Here is a 16,630-nt window from a genome sequence, read left to right on the forward strand (position 1 = left end):
GTGAGTTGAGTTGCGCCTCATGAGGGAAGGGGGACTTTCGCGGCGTTAGGTTCCCTTTGCTCCTGTTTGCGGGGTTCGGGCTCGGGCTTCGGCCCGGCCTTGTCCGCGCCGCCCGTGAACGCCTCGTACTCCGCGAGCACCTCCTCCGTCGGCCCGTCCATGCGCAGCTCGCCGCGCTCCAGCCACAGCACCCGGTCGCAGGTGTCCCGGATCGACTTGTTGTTGTGGCTGACCAGGAACACCGTGCCCGCGTGCTCACGCAGCTCGCGGATGCGGTCTTCCGAGCGCCTCTGGAAGGAGCGGTCGCCGGTGGCCAGGGCCTCGTCGATGAGGAGGACGTCGTGGTCCTTGGCGGCGGCGATGGAGAAGCGCAGCCGGGCCGCCATGCCGGAGGAGTACGTCCGCATCGGCAGGGTGATGAAGTCGCCCTTCTCGTTGATGCCGGAGAAGTCGACGATGTCCTGGTAGCGCTCCCTGACCTGCTCGCGGGACATGCCCATGGCCAGGCCGCCGAGGTGCACGTTGCGCTCACCGGTCAGGTCGCTCATCAGGGCCGCGTTCACGCCGAGCAGGGAGGGCTGGCCCGCAGTGTAGATGCGGCCGTTCTCCACCGGCAGCACGCCCGCGATCGCCTTCAGCAGGGTCGACTTGCCGGAGCCGTTGGTGCCGATCAGCCCGACCGCCTCGCCCTTGTACGCGACGAACGACACCTTCTTGACGGCGTGCACCGTGCGCACGCCTGCCGCCTTCTCGGCCTGCTTGCGGCGCAGCATGCGGTTGAGGGCGACGGTCGCGGAGCCGCGTCCGGCGCCGGTGCCGTTGATCCGGTAGACGATGTCGACGCCGTCGACGACGACGGTGGGGATCTGCTCGCCGGTCGTCGTGCCGACCCTGCCCTCGATGCCCTCGATGCCCTCGGTGTACTCAGCCACGGCCGTACGTCTCCTCAGCCTTCCAGAAGTAGATGAAGCCACCGACGCCGGCGAGCAGCGCCCAGCCCACTGCGGCCGCCCACACGTGCGGGGGCAGCTGGTTCGCGTGGAAACTGTCGATGAGCGCGAAGCGCATGAGGTCGATGTAGACAGCGGCCGGGTTGGTCTCCAGCATGATCTTCACCAGGTGCGGCATGTGGTCGCCCTTGGACAGCTTGTCGATGCTCCACATCACGCCCGAGACGTACATCCAGGTGCGCAGCAAGAACGGCATCAGCTGGGCGATGTCCGGCGTCTTCGCGCCCAGCCGGGCCATGATCATCGAGACGCCCGCGTTGAACGTGAACTGCAGCACCAGGGCCGGGACCGCCAGCACCCAGGAGATGGCGATCGGCACGCCGAAGCAGAGCAGGATCACGACCAGGGCGGCCATCGAGAACAGCAGCTGCTGCAGCTGCTGCAGGCAGAAGGACAGCGGCAGTGCGGCGCGCGGGAAGTGCAGGGCGCGGACGAGGCCGACGTTGCCGGAGATGGCGCGGGTGCCCGCCATGATCGAGCTCTGCGTGAACGTCCAGATGAACACGCCCGTGACCAGGAACGGGATGTAGTCCGGCACGCCGCGCTTGGTGCCCAGTAGCACGCCGAAGATGAAGTAGTACACCGCCGCGTTCAACAGCGGGGTCATGACCTGCCAGACCTGGCCCAGCTTCGCCTGGGCGTACTGGGCGGTGAGCTTGGCGGTGGCGAACGCGGTGATGAAGTGGCGGCGGGCCCACAGCTGGCGGACGTACTGCGGCAGCGAGGGGCGGGCGCCGCTGACCGACAGGCCGTGGCGGGCGGCAAGGGCCGCGAGGTCGTCGTCGGCCGGGACCTGGCTCGGGGGCGGTGTGTGGAGGACCTGACTCACATCCGCTGCTTTCGCTCGTGGGGTGGGGTGGGGTGGGGTGGGTGTGCGGCTGCCGGGCCCGTCCGGCGGCGCTTCCTTACGTGACTCTTCACGAGTTCTTACGTCGGGACGGGACCGTATCGTCGCAACGTGAGCGTAGGCCGAAATGACGTCGGGACGCAACCGTTTCGTCGTGACGATGCGCGAGGTGGTGGGCGTGACGAGGGGCACCGTGAGGGAGCGTGTGAGGCGGCGTGCGGAGCGGGGCGCGCGTGAGGACGGCCCCGTATCGTCGCTACGCCCTATGCTGGTCGGCATGACGACGAACGCCGACGAGCACCGGACGCGTCCGCGCCGCCGGGCTCCCGCCGGGGCGGCCGTGCTCCGGGAGGATGTGACGGAAGCCATCCGGGGGGCGGTCTTCGAGGAGCTCGCGGCGGTCGGCTATGCGCGGATGTCCATCGAGGGGATCGCGCGCCGTGCGGGGGTCGGCAAGACGGCGGTGTACCGGCGCTGGCGTTCGAAGCTGCACCTGGTGCTCGACCTGGTGTCGGCCGTCGCGGTGCAGGGGCTGCCCGCGCCGGACACGGGCTCCCTGGAGGGCGATCTGCGGCTGTTGTACGAGGTGACGGCCCGTGCCCTGCGCCACCCTGTCGCCTCGCAGATCATCCCCGACCTCCAGGCCGAGGCCGCCCGCAACCCCGAGATCGCGGAGGCCCTGCAGAAGGCGCTGCGGGAGGGGCAGGAGGGGGTCGCCAGCGGCATTGTGACGGCGGCGGAGCGGCGCGGCGAGGTCCGCGAGGGCACCGACCACAGCCTCGCCCTCGACCTGATCTCCGGCCCTCTGTACTGGCGCTCGGTGGTGATTCGTACGCCGAAGCTCCCGAAGGGCTATCTGGATGCCCTGGCCCGGGCTACCGCGCAGGCGCTCAAGGCGCTGTGAGCGAGCTGCGCGCAACCGGCCACAGCTGATCGGTGCCGGAGCCGGCGTCGCTGCGTGGGCGGTGGGGGGAGAAGACGCCGGCATAGGCGGTTTCGTCTGGATCAGCGGGCGGACCAGAGGAAGATGCCCGCGATGTGGAGTGCGGCCAGGTAGATGGTCGTGGACCGCCGACCTCCCGTGCCGTGGCGCAGGGCGGCTGCGGCGTCGACGGCCTGCTGCGAGAGCCGGGCCACTTCGGCGCCGGTCGCGGCGCCCAGCAGGGGCGGCCCTCCTCGGGTGCCCGGTACCACGCACCGGCGGGACAGCTGTGCAGTTTCGCGGCCACGAAAGGGATCGCCTGGCCGTGCTCCGCGACCGTCTACCTGGCCGCATTGCACGTGGCGGGTAATCTTCAACTGGTCCGCGTGGTGATCCAGAAGAAGGCTCAAGCGGACGGCGTGACCGAGGACCACACGCCGAACCACTGCTCGGCGCCGTACTCCTCGAACCGCTCCACCTCGGTGAACCCCAGCTTGGTCGCGACGCGCATCGAGCGGTTGTTGGCGGTCTGGGTGCAGAGCACCACCGGCTCGCTGGGGAACGCGTCGGCGAACCAGTCGAGTGCCGCTGCGCACGCCTCGGCGGCGGACCCGCAGCCCCACGCCTTCGGCAGGAACATGTATCCGAGCTCGGCCTCTCCTGCATCCGGACGGACGTGACCCGGACGCTCTGCGTCGCGCCGATCGAGCGAGATGGTGCCGATCACCGCTCCGTCCAGATCGATCACGAAAAGGCCAGGGCGCCGCCCGGGCACCTCAGGCACCGCGCGTTCGAGCTCATCGCGCGGTCGAGGGCCACCGAGGTAGGTGCGCACCTCTGGCGATGCGAACAGCTCGATGAACGCCGCACGGTCCCGGGCCTCGGACTCACGGAGCACGAGCCGTTCGGTCCGTATCGGGGCAGGTGGCCAGGCGACGGGTCCGAGTTCAGCCATGGCGGACAACTTATCCCGGTCCCCGTGCGTGAGCGCGGCGAGGCGGCGGGTGGCGTCCATGGTGGCGTCTCTGCCCTGACGGGCGAAGTGGACGGCTGAGGTGGTCGCGCGCATCAAGGCACCGTTGCCTGCGGCTCGTTGACCGACCTGGAAGTGCAGTGCGGCGGCCGTGTCCCAGAGGTCGCCCCGCTCATCTCGCCGCCGTGTCCGGGCTTCGGGAAGCGGGCCGAGGAGGCGCCCTCCGGCCCGGACTCGAAGGGCGGACCCAGGGCGTCGCCTACGGCGGAGCCGATGACGGCGCCGAGGGCGCGGTTCGTTGGGGAGGGGCGCTCATCCCGGCAGGTCGTTGCCGTTCTTGAGCGTGGCCAGGAGGGCGTACAGGGCGGTGGGAGTGGTGGTGAGGATCGTGGTGGGGGTGTCGCTTTCGCGGAGGTGTATCGCCGTGGGGGAGTCGGCGAGTTCGACGCAGCTGTCGCCTGTGCCGCCGCCCGAGAAGGAGGACTTCTGCCAAGTGAGGGGTGTGGTCATGTCGCACCTTTCAGAGTTCCTGGAGCATGTGGACGATGAGGTCCCGCGATTCGGCGGGGTTCAAGGCTGAGCCTGCCACCCTGTCGTACCGCTTGCGGTATTGCTTGAGCAGCGGCTCGGCATCAATGAAGACACTGCCGTGACCGGTCTCGGTCTGCACGGTGTCCAGCTGGGGAGCAACGCCGTGTAGGTAATCCATCGAGTGACCGGCGCCGGCGAAGTCCTCGGCGGCGAAGGGCAGGATGCGCAAGGTCACATGGTCCAGCTCCGAGCGCTCAAGGATGCGCTCCAACTGCGCGTGGGCTGTTTTGCGGCCACCGACGCGAATGCGCAGGGCAGCCTCGTGGATGATCGCTTCGTACGGTGTCGCCGGTGACTCCGTGATGACGTGCTGGCGGCGCAGACGGAACGCCACATACGCCTCCAGGTCCTGGGGCGTCAGCTCCGGGGATGCGTAACGGAACGCCGCTCGCATGTGATCCTCGGTCTGCAACAGGCCGGGAATGTGCGCCATTTGAAAGGTCTGGATGCGTACGGCGTGCTGCTCCAGCTCCGCCAGGTTGAGGCCGACGGGCACCACGATGCCGCGGTACTCCTCCCACCAGCCCTTGCCCCGCTCCAGAGCCATGCCGACCAGTGCATCGATGTACGCCGAGTCGTCACAGGCGCAGTGCCTGGCAAGGCGCCGAATGCGGTCCTCGCTGATGCCGCTGCGGCCGTTCTCGACATGGCTCTGATACATGGGGCTTGAGCTGAGCAGCGCGGCTGCGGCTCTCGCGGTGACGCCTGCGCGTTCGCGCATCTTGCGCAGCTCGGCCCCCAATCGCTCCTGCCGGTAGGTGGGATTGCTCCTGAGCGGCATCTCTGGCGTCCCCTGGTCTGTCCAGCGTGCGAGTGTGCCGGGCCAGCATGGCACGGGTCACTCGGCCGACTGGCATTTTCGGCATATAGGTTGCAGTGCATATGGGTTGCGCCCTACTGTCGGTGACGTAGGCGGTACTCTCTGTTGCGCATGGTATCCGCCTGCCTCAACTCACCCGCTTCCCCGGCGACTTGGAGCCGATCCCCCATGCCCGAATACAGCCTCCGCATCCCCTCCCACGCCACCTCCCCCCTCATCGCCCGCGACTTCGTCACCTCCGTACTGCACGCGCAGCAACTCGGCGCCATCGTGGACGACGCGGCGCTCTGCGTCTCGGAGCTGGTCACCAACTCCTGCGTCCACGCGGCCGGAACCGGCCCCGGACTCCTCCTCGTCACCAACCCGGTCGGCATGCGCGCGACGGTCTACGACGGAGACGTGACCCTGCCCGTCATGAGGGAGGGGCTCGACCCTGAGTGCGGACGCGGCTTGTGGATCCTCGACTCCCTGACCGAGGGACGGTGGGGAGCCGAACGGCGTGGGTGGCGGGCCGGGCGCACGGGCGAGGGCGGGAAGGGTGTCTGGTTCGAACTCGGCACGCGGGGTCCGTCCGGGTGTGGGCGGTGACCGCTCGGCTGAGCTCCCGCGTGGCTACCCTGGCAGGTGATGGTTACGGGCATGCCGAGCCTGCCCGGCGGGAGAGAGGGAAACGAGGGATGAGCGCACAGCCGGTGCATCATGACGGGCCGATCATCCCGATGCCCCCTTTGACCAGGGATGCGTTGCGCGAGGCCGTGAAGCGACTGAGCCTCGTGAACCTCCCGCAGTTCGACCTCGAAGCCGGGCGGGCGTTCGACCAGGCCAGTCAGACCGGGAGTACGGCTCCGCTCCAGCTCTTCCTGAGACGCTGGGGCGTCTTTGTGGCGATCGAGCGGGATCCGAAGCGGGCGGCACGCCTCCATGAGGCCGAGCGGATCTCCCAGGACAGCACGGTGGGCCAGGACGCGTTCCGTGCCGCCATGGCGGAGATCAACGGGATCCTGCGCGAGGCCGAGCAGGAGATCGGGGATTGAACGATCAGGAGCCGCCGGACCCGGAGTGGGTCTGGGAGTACGGAGCAGAACCCGACTGGGTGGTCGGAGATCTTCCTCCTGAGGGGCGCGCAGCCGCTGAGGAGGTCGCACGGGAACTTGTTGTACTCGCCTCGCTGGGGCAGGACCCCGGCGATGGAGCGAGCGTGACGAACCCGCAGGGTCTGCGTGTGATCGCCATGGGACCGCTCATGGTGTGGTATCAGGTCATCGATTACCGCAAGCGTGTGTACATCCAGCGTGTGACCTGGCTCGGCTGACCTTTGAGCCGCCGTCCGGCGGTGCCGATGGCGGCTCGACGAGGCCGGCGCAGCGGAAGCTCAACCCCGCGCCGCCTCCGGATGCAGTCGTACCCAGCCCTCCCAGGCTGATGTGATCATGTCCTGGACGTCGTGGCGGGTTTTCCAGCCCAGTTCTGTGGCGGCGCGGTCGGCGGAGGCGACGACTCGGGGTGGGTCGCCGGGGCGGCGGGAGGTGACCGTGGGGGCGCGGTCGTAGCCGGTGATCGCGTTGATGCGGTCGATCATCTCGCGGACGGAGACGCCCTCGCCGCGGCCGATGTTGAGGGTGAGGTCGCGGCCGGGGGCCGCCCGCAGCGCGCGGGCCGCGGCGACGTGGGCCTCGGCCAGGTCCACCACGTGGATGTAGTCACGGACGCAGGTGCCGTCGGGGGTGGGGTAGTCGGCGCCGAAGATGCGCGGGGGCGCGTTTTCCGTGAGCTTCTCGAAGACCATGGGGATGAGGTTGAAGACGCCCACATCGGCCAGTTCCGGGGCCCCCGCGCCCGCCACGTTGAAGTAGCGCAGGCAGGCCGTGGACAGGCCCGTCGCCCGGCCGGTCGCGCGCACCAGCCACTCCCCGGCCAGCTTGGTCTCGCCGTACGGCGACATCGGCACGCACGGGGTCTGTTCCGTGACGAGGTCCACGTCCGGCATGCCGTACACCGCCGCCGAGGAGGAGAACACGAAGGACGGCACCTCGGCCGCGGTCACCGCCTCCAGCAGGACGCGCAGGCCCTCGACGTTCTCGCGGTAGTAGTGCAGGGGGAGCTCCACCGACTCTCCCACCTGCTTCTTCGCCGCCAGGTGGACGACGCCGGTGACGGCGTGGTCGGTCAGCGCGCGGGCGACCCGCTCGCCGTCCAGGGTGGAGCCCAGCACCAGCGGGACGTCGTCCGGCACGCGCTCGGCGATGCCGGTGGACAGGTCGTCGTACACGACCGTCCGTTCGCCCGCCTCGGTCATCGCCCGTACGACGTGCGCCCCGATGTAACCGGCGCCGCCGGTGATCAGCCAGGTCATGTGCGGCCGTCCCCTCGTCAGTTGGCCCGTGGTGGTGGTCCGGGCGTGCGCTCGGACCGTCGGATACCAGCTCCCCGGTATCAGTGAAGCAGGCGCCGCAGCCTGCTGCGCGCAACTGTGGTGACACCGCGCACGCCGGGCGCCACCCGCAGCGCCAGCGCGCCCGAGTGTGTGGCGTACGGCTGCACGAGTACCACGCCGCGCCGGGCGTTCGGCACGGCGTGGCGGCGCAGCAGCCCGGCGCCCGTCAGTGCGTGCGCTGTGACCTCGCGGCTCGCGCCGTCGCCGATGCGCACCCGCAGGCGCAGATCCCAGGTGCCCGGGCCGGGCGCCGACAGCGCGGTGAGATCCACGGTCGTCTCGGCCGACCAGGTGGCGCCGGCAAGCGAGGCGACCAGGGGCGCGGTGCTGCACGGGCCGGTCCGGCCGTCGCGGCTGCGCCACTCGATCTCCAGCGCCCGCGGCCCGGCCTGCGCCAGCCGCCCGTACAGCTCGTGCAGGCGCAGCCGGAGCCGGGTGGCACGCGCGTGTGGGCGCAGTTCCGCGTCGACGGCGAGCGGGAGCAGGCGCACCGGACGGATCAGCAGGGGCTCCAGCGTGACCTGGGGAAGATCGTCCGCCCAGACCGGCGTGCCGTCCGCTGTCAGGGCGTACGGCGGGAGCAGGCGCGCCGGGCGGGCCGCCAGCTCCCGCAGGCGGGGCAGGTCGCGCGGCTCGGCGGAGGCCAGGACGACCCGCCCGATCAGGCGGCCCGGCGCGGTCGGGTTCACGGTCCAGTCGGTCGCGTCGTACGCCGCGAGGTGCGCCCGCGTGAGCGCCCACCACGCGCGCTGGTAGGCGGCGTCGCGCAACCCCAGCTCGCGCACGTACATGCGCAGCTCGTGGTCGAGGAACTTGGCCCGCGCCGCCCGCGCCAGCTCCTTCTGCCCGGCGCCCAGCAGGATCTCGTACGCCAGCCGACAGGCCTCGGTGCGCGCCCGCCAGTTGGCGATCCCGGTCCGGTCCAGCGAGATCGACAGCCGCTCGGCGGACCGGCGCACGTGCCACACGTACACCTGGTCCGGGACGAGCACCATGCGCGGGGCGGCCGCCAGCACGCGCGCGCTGAACACCACGTCCTCGTAGGGAAAGCGGCCCTCGGGGAAGCGGATGCCGTGCTCGCGCAGGAAGGCGGTGCGGTAGAGCTTGTTGACGCAGAGCGTGTCGTGGACCAGGCGCGTGCACCGCGTCGGACGTGCGATGACGGCGTGCGTCGCGTACAGGGGCGCCTGCCAGGGCACCTCGCGCCCCGAGGGCAGCTCACGGCGCACGCACAGCCCGCTCGCGACCTCCGCGCCCGTCCCCGCCGCCGCGTCGAGCAGCGCGTCCACCGCGCCGGGCGGCAACACGTCGTCGCTGTCCAGGAACATCACGTACGGCGAGGTCACCGCGTCCAGTCCGGTGTTGCGCGGGCTGCCGCAGCCGCCGCTGTTGACCCGGCGTCGCACCACCGTGAGCCGCGGCTCCTCCTCGGCGAGGCGGGCGAGCAGTTCCGCGCTGCCGTCCGTCGAGCAGTCGTCGACGGCGACGACCTCACGGACGGCGGGCCCCTGCGCGAGCGCGGAGCGCACCGCCTCGGTCACGTGTGCGGCGTCGTCGTAGCCGATGACGACGATGCCGACCTGGGGGAGGTGAGGTTTCATGGGCATCCACGTGCATGATTGCAGGAAAGATGACCAAATGCCCCGCTATGACGTACTTAGTGCCCGTTGGTGAAGACGGTCGGAACCGGATCCCGGTTCACTCACCGGCCCTGATTTTCACGGCGCGCGCAGCGGAGTCTCCTCCAGTGCCGCCGCGTCCAGCGCCGAGGTGAGGCGGTCGAGGCGGGCGCGCAGCTCGCGGAGTTCGCCGACGTCGACGCCGGTAGCGGCGGCGATCCGGCGCGGCACCTCGAGCGCCCGCTCCCGCAGCGCCGTGCCCTCCTCGGTCAGCCGTACCTCCACCGACCGCTCGTCGCGCGCGCTGCGCTCCCGCCGGACCAGACCGGCCGCCTCCAGCCGTTTGAGCAGCGGGGACAGCGTGCCGGAGTCGAGGCGCAGATGTTCGCCGAGCTTCTTCACCGGCAGCTCGCCGTGCTCCCAGAGCACCAGCATCACCAGGTACTGGGGGTAGGTGAGCCCCAGGTCCTTCAGTGCGACGCGATAGATACCGCCGAAGGCGCGCGAGGCGGCGTTCAGGGAGAAGCAGATCTGCTGGTCGAGGCGGAGCCAGTCGCCGTCCGGGGCGGGTGCGGGGGTCGTCGGGGTCGAGGCCATGCCTCCAGGGTAGCGCTTGACGCCATTCAGTTGTGTACAACTAAATTGTGTGCTCTACTCATGGTCGTGAGGCGGCCGCCACCGCCGCCGGAACACGACTCGAGAGGGACGGTTTTTCCATGGACGCGCTCTACACCGCTGTCGCCACCGCCACCCACGGCCGCGAGGGCCGCGCCGTCAGCTCCGACGGCGTCCTCGACCTCCCGCTGGGCATGCCGGTCGCACTGGGCGGCAACGGCCAGGGCACCAACCCGGAGCAGCTGTTCGCCGCCGGGTACGCCGCCTGCTTCGGCAGCGCCCTCGGTCTCGTCGGCCGGCAGGCCAAGGTCGACGTCAGCGACGCCGCCGTGACCGCCGAGGTCGGCATAGGCAAGCAGGGCGAGGGCTTCGGCCTCGCCGTAACCCTCCGCGTCGAACTGCCCGACAGCGTGGACGAGGAGACCGGCCGCAAGCTGATCGAACAGGCCCACCAGGTCTGCCCGTACTCCAACGCCACCCGCGGCAACATCCCGGTCGACCTCGCCGTCGAGTAGACCGGGCGCGCCCCGGTGGATCAGCCGTGGATCACCCGACCGGCGCGGGCACACGGGCCGGGGTGGGCCGCGACGAACCGTGGGGCATGGCAACTCCGAAGGGGCGGTCGGCGGATTCGGCGGGCGCGGTCAGCGGGGGCCGGCAGGGTGCGGCACGGTGGTGAGCGGGGAGCGGTCCAGCGCCGCGGCCGCCGACGGCACCGCGCGCCGCTCGTCGAGCGGCACGACCGCAGGCAGGCCCGTGTCGGACTCGCCGAGCACGACCCGGCGTACGACCCGCTCGGCGGCGCGTCCGTCGTCGTACGGGCAGAACCGCTCGCGGAACGCCGAGCGCAGCTGGGCCGAGCGCGAGCCGCGCCAATGGCCGGTGGCGAAGATGTCGATCAGCTCGTCCTCGCTGCGCGCCACCGCGCCCGGCGGGAAGGACCGCAGGTCGAAGTAGGTGCCGCTGGCCGCCGTGAACGCCTCCCAGTCGTCGGCGTGGATCACGATCGGCCGGTCCAGGCTCGCGTAGTCGAACATCAGCGACGAGTAGTCGGTGACCAGGGCGTCCGAGGCCAGGCACAGCGACTCCACGCTCGGGTGTCCGGTGACGTCGATGACCCGGCCCGCGGCGCGGGCCAGCGGCCCGCCGTGCCGGGGGTGGGCGCGGGCCAGGACCACGAAGCGCGGGCCCAGGCGCCGCACGATGCGCTCCAGGTCGAGGGTGTGGCGCTGGGTGCGGCGGTAGTCGCGGTGGGTCGGCGCGTACAGGATCGCCACCGTGCCCTCCGGTACGCCGAGGGACTCACGCAGCTGGGCCACGTCGTGCGAGGTCGTGCTCTGGAACAGGTCGGTGCGGGGGCGGCCGTACTCCAGCGTGGTGTAGCGGCCGGGGTGGACGCGCTCCCCGGTCAGGGTGGAGTGGCGGTTCGCGGACACGACGAAGTCCCAGGTGTCGACCTCGCGCAGCAGCTGCGCGAAGTCGGTGTCGCGGGCGGCGGCCGGGCGTTCCTGGAGGTCGAGGCCCTGGTGCTTGAGCGGCGTGCCGCGGTGGGTCTGGACGAGGATCTGGCCGGGGCGCTTGACCAGGCGGCGGTCCAGGCCGGCGTCCGTGACCAGGTACGTGGAGCGGGCCAGCGCCGTCCAGTAGGCGGCCGTGCCCGGGGTGACACGGCGGGGGCCCGGCGGGATCGCGGCGTGGTACTCGGGGCGGGCGATCCACGCCGTGCCGATATGCGGGGCGAGGCTGCGGCACGCCCGCTCCAGCGCGGCCGGGTCGCCGCCGTAGCCCTGGCCGCCGTCGGCGGTGAAGACGGCGCGGTCGGCGCGCAGGGGCAGGCATCGCTGGACGCGGTAGTGGGCCTTCAGCAGGGCGGCACGCACGCCCCGGAGGAGCAGCCCGGCGAAGTGGGTCGCCGCGCGGCCCACGGCCGACGCCCACCGCAGGGCCGTCCAGGTGCGGCGCAGGCCGAAGCGGACCAGGGCGTGACGGAACCGGGTGCGCGGCGGGACACCGGCGCCCGGCGTGCGGTAGCGGCGGTAGTGGGCGCGGGCCCGCCGCAGGAACTCGGCCCGGGCGCGGCGCGGCAGCCGGTTCCGGCGGGCGGACACCGCCCACAGATGGTCGACCATGCGGCGGAACAACACCGGCCGCCACGCTGCCAGTTCGGGCCGCTCGTCGAGATAGGCGAACACCCGGTCGTACTGCTCGAAGACGTCGAAGTGCCGCTCGCCGGCGGTGCGCGGGACGCTGCCGTGGCGGCGCTGCCGGTGATGCACGCACACCCGGTCCAGCGTCGCGAGCGACTCCGCCGTCATCAGCAGCGGGTACGTCCACGGCGTGTCCGCGTAGTGGCCGGGCGGGAACGCGAAGCCGTGCTCGCGCACGAACTCCCGCCGGCACGCCTTGTTCCAGGCGACCGTGCGCAGCCGCAGCAGCCCCGGTCGGTTCTCCAGGCGGAACGGCGCCGAGTCCTGCTCGGTGAGCCGGCCGGCGGCCCGGCTGTGGACGGTCTCGCCCGACCAGTACGTGCGCGCGTGGTCGTACACCAGCACGTCCGGCTCGTCCGTCTCCTTCAGCCGGTCGGCGATCGACCGCAGTGCGTCCGGGGCGAGCGTGTCGTCGCCGTCCAGGAAGAGCAGATAGTCGCCGGCCGCCTCCTCCAGAGCGGCGTTGCGGGCGCCGCCCGGGCCGGTGTTCCCCGGCAGGTGCAGCACCCTGACCCGGGGGTCGCGCACGGCGTACTCGTCGAGGATCGCGCCGCAGGCATCCGGCGAGCAGTCGTCCACCCCGATCAGTTCGAGATCGGGGTACGACTGGGAGAGCACCGAATCCAGGCACTCGTGCAGGTACGCCTGGACCTTGTACGCGGGGACGATGACACTGAACCTGGGCAAGGCACATCCATGGGTCGGCGCGGGCGTTCGGCCCGGCAACGGCCGTTGGAGTGACTTGGTTACGGCGGCTACGGCATTCGGGGGACACCCTCGTCAGCGCCGAGAGGCGGCCCGGTACTCCATCCCGGACCGCCCCCACCAGCCTGCTCCGTCGGCTACTTGACCGCCCCCGCCATCACGCCCTGCACGAACTGCCGCTGGAACGCGAAGAACACGACCAGCGGGATCGCCAGTGAGATGAACGCGCCGGGCGCCAGCACGTCGACGTTGTTGCCGAACTGCCGTACCTGCGTCTGCAGGGCGACCGTGATCGGCTGACTGTCGGAGTCGGTGAAGATCAGCGCGACCAGCATGTCGTTCCACACCCACAGGAACTGGAAGATGCCGAGGCTCGCGATCGCGGGCCCGCCCAGCGGCATCACCACGCGCAGGAACAGGCGCAGTTCGCCCGCCCCGTCCAGGCGGGCCGCCTCCAGCAGCTCCTTGGGGATCTCGGCGAAGAAGTTCCGCAGCAGGAACACCGCGAACGGCAGACCGAAGCCGACGTGGAACAGGATCACGCCGATGAGCGAGCCGAAGACGCCGATGTTGCCGAAGAGTTCGGCGACCGGGATCAGCGCCACCTGCACGGGCACGACCAGCAGGCCGACCACGCCCAGGAACCACCAGTCGCGGCCCGGGAACTCCATCCAGGCGAACGCGTAGCCCGCGAGCGAGCCGATCACCACCACCAGGACGGTCGCCGGCACGGTGATGGCCACCGTGTTCACCAGGGAGTTGGTGATGTCGTCGTTCTCCAGCAGCTTCTGGTAGGCGCCGAAGGTGAGCTGCGAGGGCTGGGTGAAGACGTTCCACCAGCCGGTCGCGGCGATGTCCTCCGGTGCGCGCAGGCTGGCCAGCAGCACACCGACCGTCGGCACCAGCCAGAACAGGCCGACGACGATGAGGAAGGCACGGACCAGACCGCCGCTGAGCTTGTCGACGATCCGCCCGCCGAGCGACTGCCTGGCGCTGCCGGCCGTGACGGGCGGCGGCGCCGCCTTCGTGAGACGTGTGGTGTCCGCGGTCATCGCCTGGCCTCCCGCCTGAGCCGACGAATGTTGAACCACATCACCGGGATCACAAGCAGCAGCAGGAACACCGCGATGGCGCTCGCGATGCCCGGCTGGTCCTCGGAGAAGCCCTTGCGGTACAGCTCCAGGGCGAGGACGTTCGCGTCGTCCTGGGAGGAGCCGGGCGCGATGATGAAGACCAGATCGAAGATCTTCAGCACGTTGATCATCAGGGTGACGGTGACGACCGCGAGGACGGGGGCGAGCAGCGGCACCGTGATCCGTCTGAACACCTGCCACTCGTTCGCGCCGTCCACCCGCGCCGCCTCCAGCAGGTCGCGCGGGATGCCCGCGAGCCCGGCCGCGATCAGCACCATCGCGAAGCCCGCCCACATCCAGATGTACGCCCCGATGATCGCCGGTGTGACGAGCGACGGGCCGAGCCAGTTCAGGCCGTTGTACGGCTCCTTGAAGTTGCTCGCCGGGAGCCGCAGTCGGCCCCCGTCCGCCGAGGCCGGCAGCGTGAACGTGCCGTCGTCGCCGGCCGTCGTCGACGCGACCACCCTGCCGTCCTTGACGGCCTCGATCTTCATCCCGGCGTAGCCCGTCTCGGACCCGTCGACCCCGTTCAGGGTCCCGACGCCCTTGCCGCGCGTGAAGTCCTGCCAGGCCGTGCCGGTGACCTTCCCCGGCTCCGCCTTCGGCGCCACCGCGGTCTGCGCGCCGTCGGGCATCTGGTCCGGGGCCACACCCACCAGGGGCAGCGCCACCGGATCCCCGGCGCGCACCGGCGCCTTCGTGATGAACGCGCCGCCGCCCGCGGACTCGAGCGGCGACTCACGGCCCGGGTGCGCCTTCGGGAACGCCGACGCCTGCGCGAACGTGTCGTGGACGCCGACCCACACCGCGTTCGCGACGCCCTTCTCCGGGTCCTGGTCGTACACCAGGCGGAAGATGATGCCCGCCGCCAGCATCGAGATCGCCATCGGCATGAAGACGACGAGCTTGAACGCCGTGCCCCAGCGCACCCGCTCGGTCAGCACCGCGAAGATCAGGCCGAGCGCGGTGGCGATCGTGGGCGCGAACACCACCCAGATGATGTTGTTCTTCAGGGCGGTGCGTATGCCCTGGTCGGTGAACAGGGCCTCGTAGTTGTCGAATCCGGCGAAGCCGTCGCCGGACTGGTCGTAGAAGCTGCGGACGAGCGAGTACCCGATCGGGTACACCACGAGCGCGCCGAGCAGCACGAGAGCGGGCAGCAGGAACAGTGCCGCCACGGTCTTGCGCGTGCCCGTCACGCTCTTGCGCGACTTGGGTGCGGCAGGGGTCGGTGGGACCCCTGCCGCCGTGGCCGACGTCATCGCCGGATCAGCCTCCGTACGCAGCCGCGGCGGCCGCCTCCAGCTTGTTCTGCGTACCCGCGACGTCCGTCGGGTTCTTCAGGAAGTCCTGGAGGATCTTCCACTCGCCCTTGCCGGGCGTGCCGCCGAAGGCCTGCGGTGCCTGGTCGGACATGTCGTAGCGGAAGTCGTCGCCGGCTTCGACGAGCGCCTTGGCCATCTCCCGCTGCACCGCGTTCGGGTACGCCGAGTTCGGCACGTTCTTGTTCGGCGAGAGGTAGCCGCCAAGACCGGCCTGGATGGCCGCCGCGTCCGGGGAGGCCAGGAAGGTGGCCAGTGCCTGCGACGCCTTGGAGTCCCGCAGGATGACGGCCGCGTCGCCGCCGGTGACCACGGGGGCCGTGTCGCCGACCGCCGGGAACGGGAACACCTTCGCGTCCGTGCCGATCTTCGCCTTGGCCTCGCCGATGTTGACCTGCACGAAGTCGGCGCCGACGACCATGGCGCCCTTGGGCTGGTCGCCGCCGGTGAAGGCCTGCGTCACGGACGCCGGGAACTCGGTCTGCAGCGTGCCGTTCGGGCCGCCCGCGAGGTAGTCCTTCTTGCCCCAGATCTCGGCCAGGGTGGTCAGGGCCTGCTTCACGGACGGGTCGGTCCACTTGATCTCGTGCTTGGCCAGCTGGTCGTACTTCTCCGGGCCCGCCTGCGAGAGGTAGACGTTTTCGAACCAGTCGGTGAGGACCCAGCCGTCGGCGCCGCCGATCGAGAACGGGGTGACGCCGGAGTCGTAGATCGTCTGCGCGGTGGTGAGCAGGTCCTTCCAGGTCTTGGGCTCACTCGCGCCCGCGTTCTCGAAGACCTGGTTGTTGTACCAGACCAGCGACTTGTTGGCGGCCTTGTAGTACACGCCGTACGGCTTGCCGCCCACCTTGCCGATGTCCTGCCAGCCCTGCGAGAAGTTCTTCGTCAGCTGCGCCTGGGTCTCGGCGCCCAGCGGCTTGGCCCAGCCCCTGCCGACGGCCTGCTTGATCGCGCCGGGCTGCGGCAGCATCGCCACGTCCGGGGGCTGGCCGCCGGCGATCTTCGAGCCGAGGAAGTTGATGATCGGGTCCTGGGCGGGCACGAAGGTGACCTTGGCACCCGTGCGCTTCTCGAACTCCGCGAGGACCTTCTTGAAGTTGGCCTGTTCCGTGCCGGTCCAGACGGCGGCGACTTCCAGGCTCTCGCCGTTCAGCTTGGGGAGGGTGACGGTGGTGCCTGTTTCCTTGCCCGTCTCTCCTGCGCTGCTGTTGTCGTCGTCGCCTCCGCAAGCGGTGAGCGAGAGCGCGAGGGCTCCCGCGAGGACGGCGGCCGCGGTCTTCGCGGCCCTGGGTGTGCGCCTTGCCGTGGGATACTTGGGCGACCTGGGTGTCCGGATCGTGCTGCTCGTGGTGCGTCGCATCACTGCCCCGTTCTTCGTTCCTCGTCGAACGCTCGAACCCTGTCCCGTGCGGTCTGGTCTACGCTGGAGAGT

The 16,630-nt window shown here is 70.7% G+C and carries 18 protein-coding genes; 5 read left to right on the forward strand and 13 right to left on the reverse strand.

Annotated features, from left to right (window positions below; all coding sequences use genetic code 11):
* Positions 1–17: 17 nt before the first annotated feature.
* Positions 18–932 (reverse strand): ABC transporter ATP-binding protein, encoded by a 915-nt coding sequence (locus H8R17_RS11260; RefSeq protein ID WP_399476573.1) that lies wholly within the window; start codon positions 930–932, stop codon positions 18–20.
* Positions 925–1,839 carry an ABC transporter permease gene (locus H8R17_RS11265; RefSeq protein WP_187823012.1) on the reverse strand — a complete coding sequence of 305 codons (915 nt, stop codon included), beginning with the start codon at positions 1,837–1,839 and terminating at the stop codon, positions 925–927. The genes H8R17_RS11260 and H8R17_RS11265 overlap by 8 nt, the downstream gene beginning before the upstream one ends.
* Positions 1,840–2,122: 283 nt before the next feature.
* Between H8R17_RS11265 and H8R17_RS11270 the strand changes: the two genes are divergently transcribed.
* Positions 2,123–2,761, forward strand: coding sequence for a TetR/AcrR family transcriptional regulator (locus H8R17_RS11270; RefSeq protein WP_187823013.1), 639 nt, complete (start codon positions 2,123–2,125; stop codon positions 2,759–2,761).
* Between the two features lie 101 nt (positions 2,762–2,862).
* Here H8R17_RS11270 and H8R17_RS11275 read toward each other — a convergent pair whose 3' ends face one another.
* From H8R17_RS11275 to H8R17_RS11295, 4 genes are all read right to left on the reverse strand, one after another.
* Positions 2,863–3,051, reverse strand: coding sequence for a hypothetical protein (locus H8R17_RS11275; protein WP_187823014.1), 189 nt, complete (start codon positions 3,049–3,051; stop codon positions 2,863–2,865).
* Positions 3,052–3,185: 134 nt separating this feature from the next.
* Positions 3,186–3,893: a GNAT family N-acetyltransferase gene (locus H8R17_RS11280; RefSeq protein ID WP_399476592.1), complete on the reverse strand. Its 708-nt coding sequence runs from the start codon at positions 3,891–3,893 to the stop codon at positions 3,186–3,188.
* A gap of 171 nt (positions 3,894–4,064) precedes the next feature.
* Positions 4,065–4,262, reverse strand: coding sequence for a DUF397 domain-containing protein (locus tag H8R17_RS11290; protein ID WP_187823015.1), 198 nt, complete (start codon positions 4,260–4,262; stop codon positions 4,065–4,067).
* Positions 4,263–4,272: 10 nt separating this feature from the next.
* Complete coding sequence (locus tag H8R17_RS11295) at positions 4,273–5,124, reverse strand: helix-turn-helix transcriptional regulator (protein ID WP_187823016.1); 852 nt, start codon at positions 5,122–5,124, stop codon at positions 4,273–4,275.
* A gap of 207 nt (positions 5,125–5,331) precedes the next feature.
* On the opposite strand from H8R17_RS11295, the gene H8R17_RS11300 reads away from it, so the two are divergent.
* From H8R17_RS11300 to H8R17_RS11310, 3 genes are all read left to right on the forward strand, one after another.
* A complete protein-coding gene (locus tag H8R17_RS11300; protein ID WP_187823017.1) occupies positions 5,332–5,751 on the forward strand; it encodes an ATP-binding protein in 420 nt (139 codons plus the stop codon).
* Between the two features lie 89 nt (positions 5,752–5,840).
* Positions 5,841–6,197, forward strand: coding sequence for a hypothetical protein (locus tag H8R17_RS11305; protein ID WP_187823018.1), 357 nt, complete (start codon positions 5,841–5,843; stop codon positions 6,195–6,197).
* Positions 6,194–6,475 (forward strand): hypothetical protein, encoded by a 282-nt coding sequence (locus H8R17_RS11310; protein WP_187823019.1) that lies wholly within the window; start codon positions 6,194–6,196, stop codon positions 6,473–6,475. Before H8R17_RS11305 ends, H8R17_RS11310 begins: the two co-directional genes overlap by 4 nt.
* Positions 6,476–6,535: 60 nt before the next feature.
* On the opposite strand, the gene galE is transcribed toward H8R17_RS11310, so the two are convergent.
* The 3 genes from galE to H8R17_RS11325 all read right to left on the reverse strand — a co-directional run bounded on the left by galE (position 6,536) and on the right by H8R17_RS11325 (position 9,813).
* On the reverse strand, positions 6,536–7,516 hold the full coding sequence (galE, locus tag H8R17_RS11315) for a UDP-glucose 4-epimerase GalE (RefSeq protein WP_187823020.1): 981 nt from the start codon (positions 7,514–7,516) through the stop codon (positions 6,536–6,538).
* 80 nt (positions 7,517–7,596) lie between these two features.
* Positions 7,597–9,198 carry a glycosyltransferase family A protein gene (locus H8R17_RS11320; protein WP_187823092.1) on the reverse strand — a complete coding sequence of 534 codons (1,602 nt, stop codon included), beginning with the start codon at positions 9,196–9,198 and terminating at the stop codon, positions 7,597–7,599.
* 117 nt (positions 9,199–9,315) lie between these two features.
* Complete coding sequence (locus H8R17_RS11325; protein ID WP_187823021.1) at positions 9,316–9,813, reverse strand: MarR family winged helix-turn-helix transcriptional regulator; 498 nt, start codon at positions 9,811–9,813, stop codon at positions 9,316–9,318.
* 119 nt (positions 9,814–9,932) lie between these two features.
* Here H8R17_RS11325 and H8R17_RS11330 point away from each other — a divergent pair, with 119 nt between their 5' ends.
* A complete protein-coding gene (locus tag H8R17_RS11330; RefSeq protein WP_187823022.1) occupies positions 9,933–10,346 on the forward strand; it encodes an organic hydroperoxide resistance protein in 414 nt (137 codons plus the stop codon).
* 129 nt (positions 10,347–10,475) lie between these two features.
* Here the strand turns inward: H8R17_RS11330 and H8R17_RS11335 are convergent, their stop codons facing one another.
* The 4 genes from H8R17_RS11335 to H8R17_RS11350 all read right to left on the reverse strand — a co-directional run bounded on the left by H8R17_RS11335 (position 10,476) and on the right by H8R17_RS11350 (position 16,558).
* Positions 10,476–12,725, reverse strand: a complete 2,250-nt coding sequence (locus H8R17_RS11335; RefSeq protein WP_187823023.1) for a bifunctional glycosyltransferase family 2 protein/CDP-glycerol:glycerophosphate glycerophosphotransferase — start codon at positions 12,723–12,725, stop codon at positions 10,476–10,478.
* 155 nt (positions 12,726–12,880) lie between these two features.
* On the reverse strand, positions 12,881–13,795 hold the full coding sequence (locus H8R17_RS11340) for a carbohydrate ABC transporter permease (protein WP_187823024.1): 915 nt from the start codon (positions 13,793–13,795) through the stop codon (positions 12,881–12,883).
* Positions 13,792–15,138: a carbohydrate ABC transporter permease gene (locus H8R17_RS11345; RefSeq protein ID WP_223124899.1), complete on the reverse strand. Its 1,347-nt coding sequence runs from the start codon at positions 15,136–15,138 to the stop codon at positions 13,792–13,794. Before H8R17_RS11345 ends, H8R17_RS11340 begins: the two co-directional genes overlap by 4 nt.
* Positions 15,139–15,145: 7 nt before the next feature.
* Positions 15,146–16,558: an ABC transporter substrate-binding protein gene (locus H8R17_RS11350; protein ID WP_187823025.1), complete on the reverse strand. Its 1,413-nt coding sequence runs from the start codon at positions 16,556–16,558 to the stop codon at positions 15,146–15,148.
* Positions 16,559–16,630 lie beyond the last annotated feature (72 nt).

It is taken from the genome of Streptomyces sp. TRM68367 (genome assembly GCF_014495685.1).
In the GTDB taxonomy this organism is placed as follows: domain Bacteria; phylum Actinomycetota; class Actinomycetes; order Streptomycetales; family Streptomycetaceae; genus Streptomyces.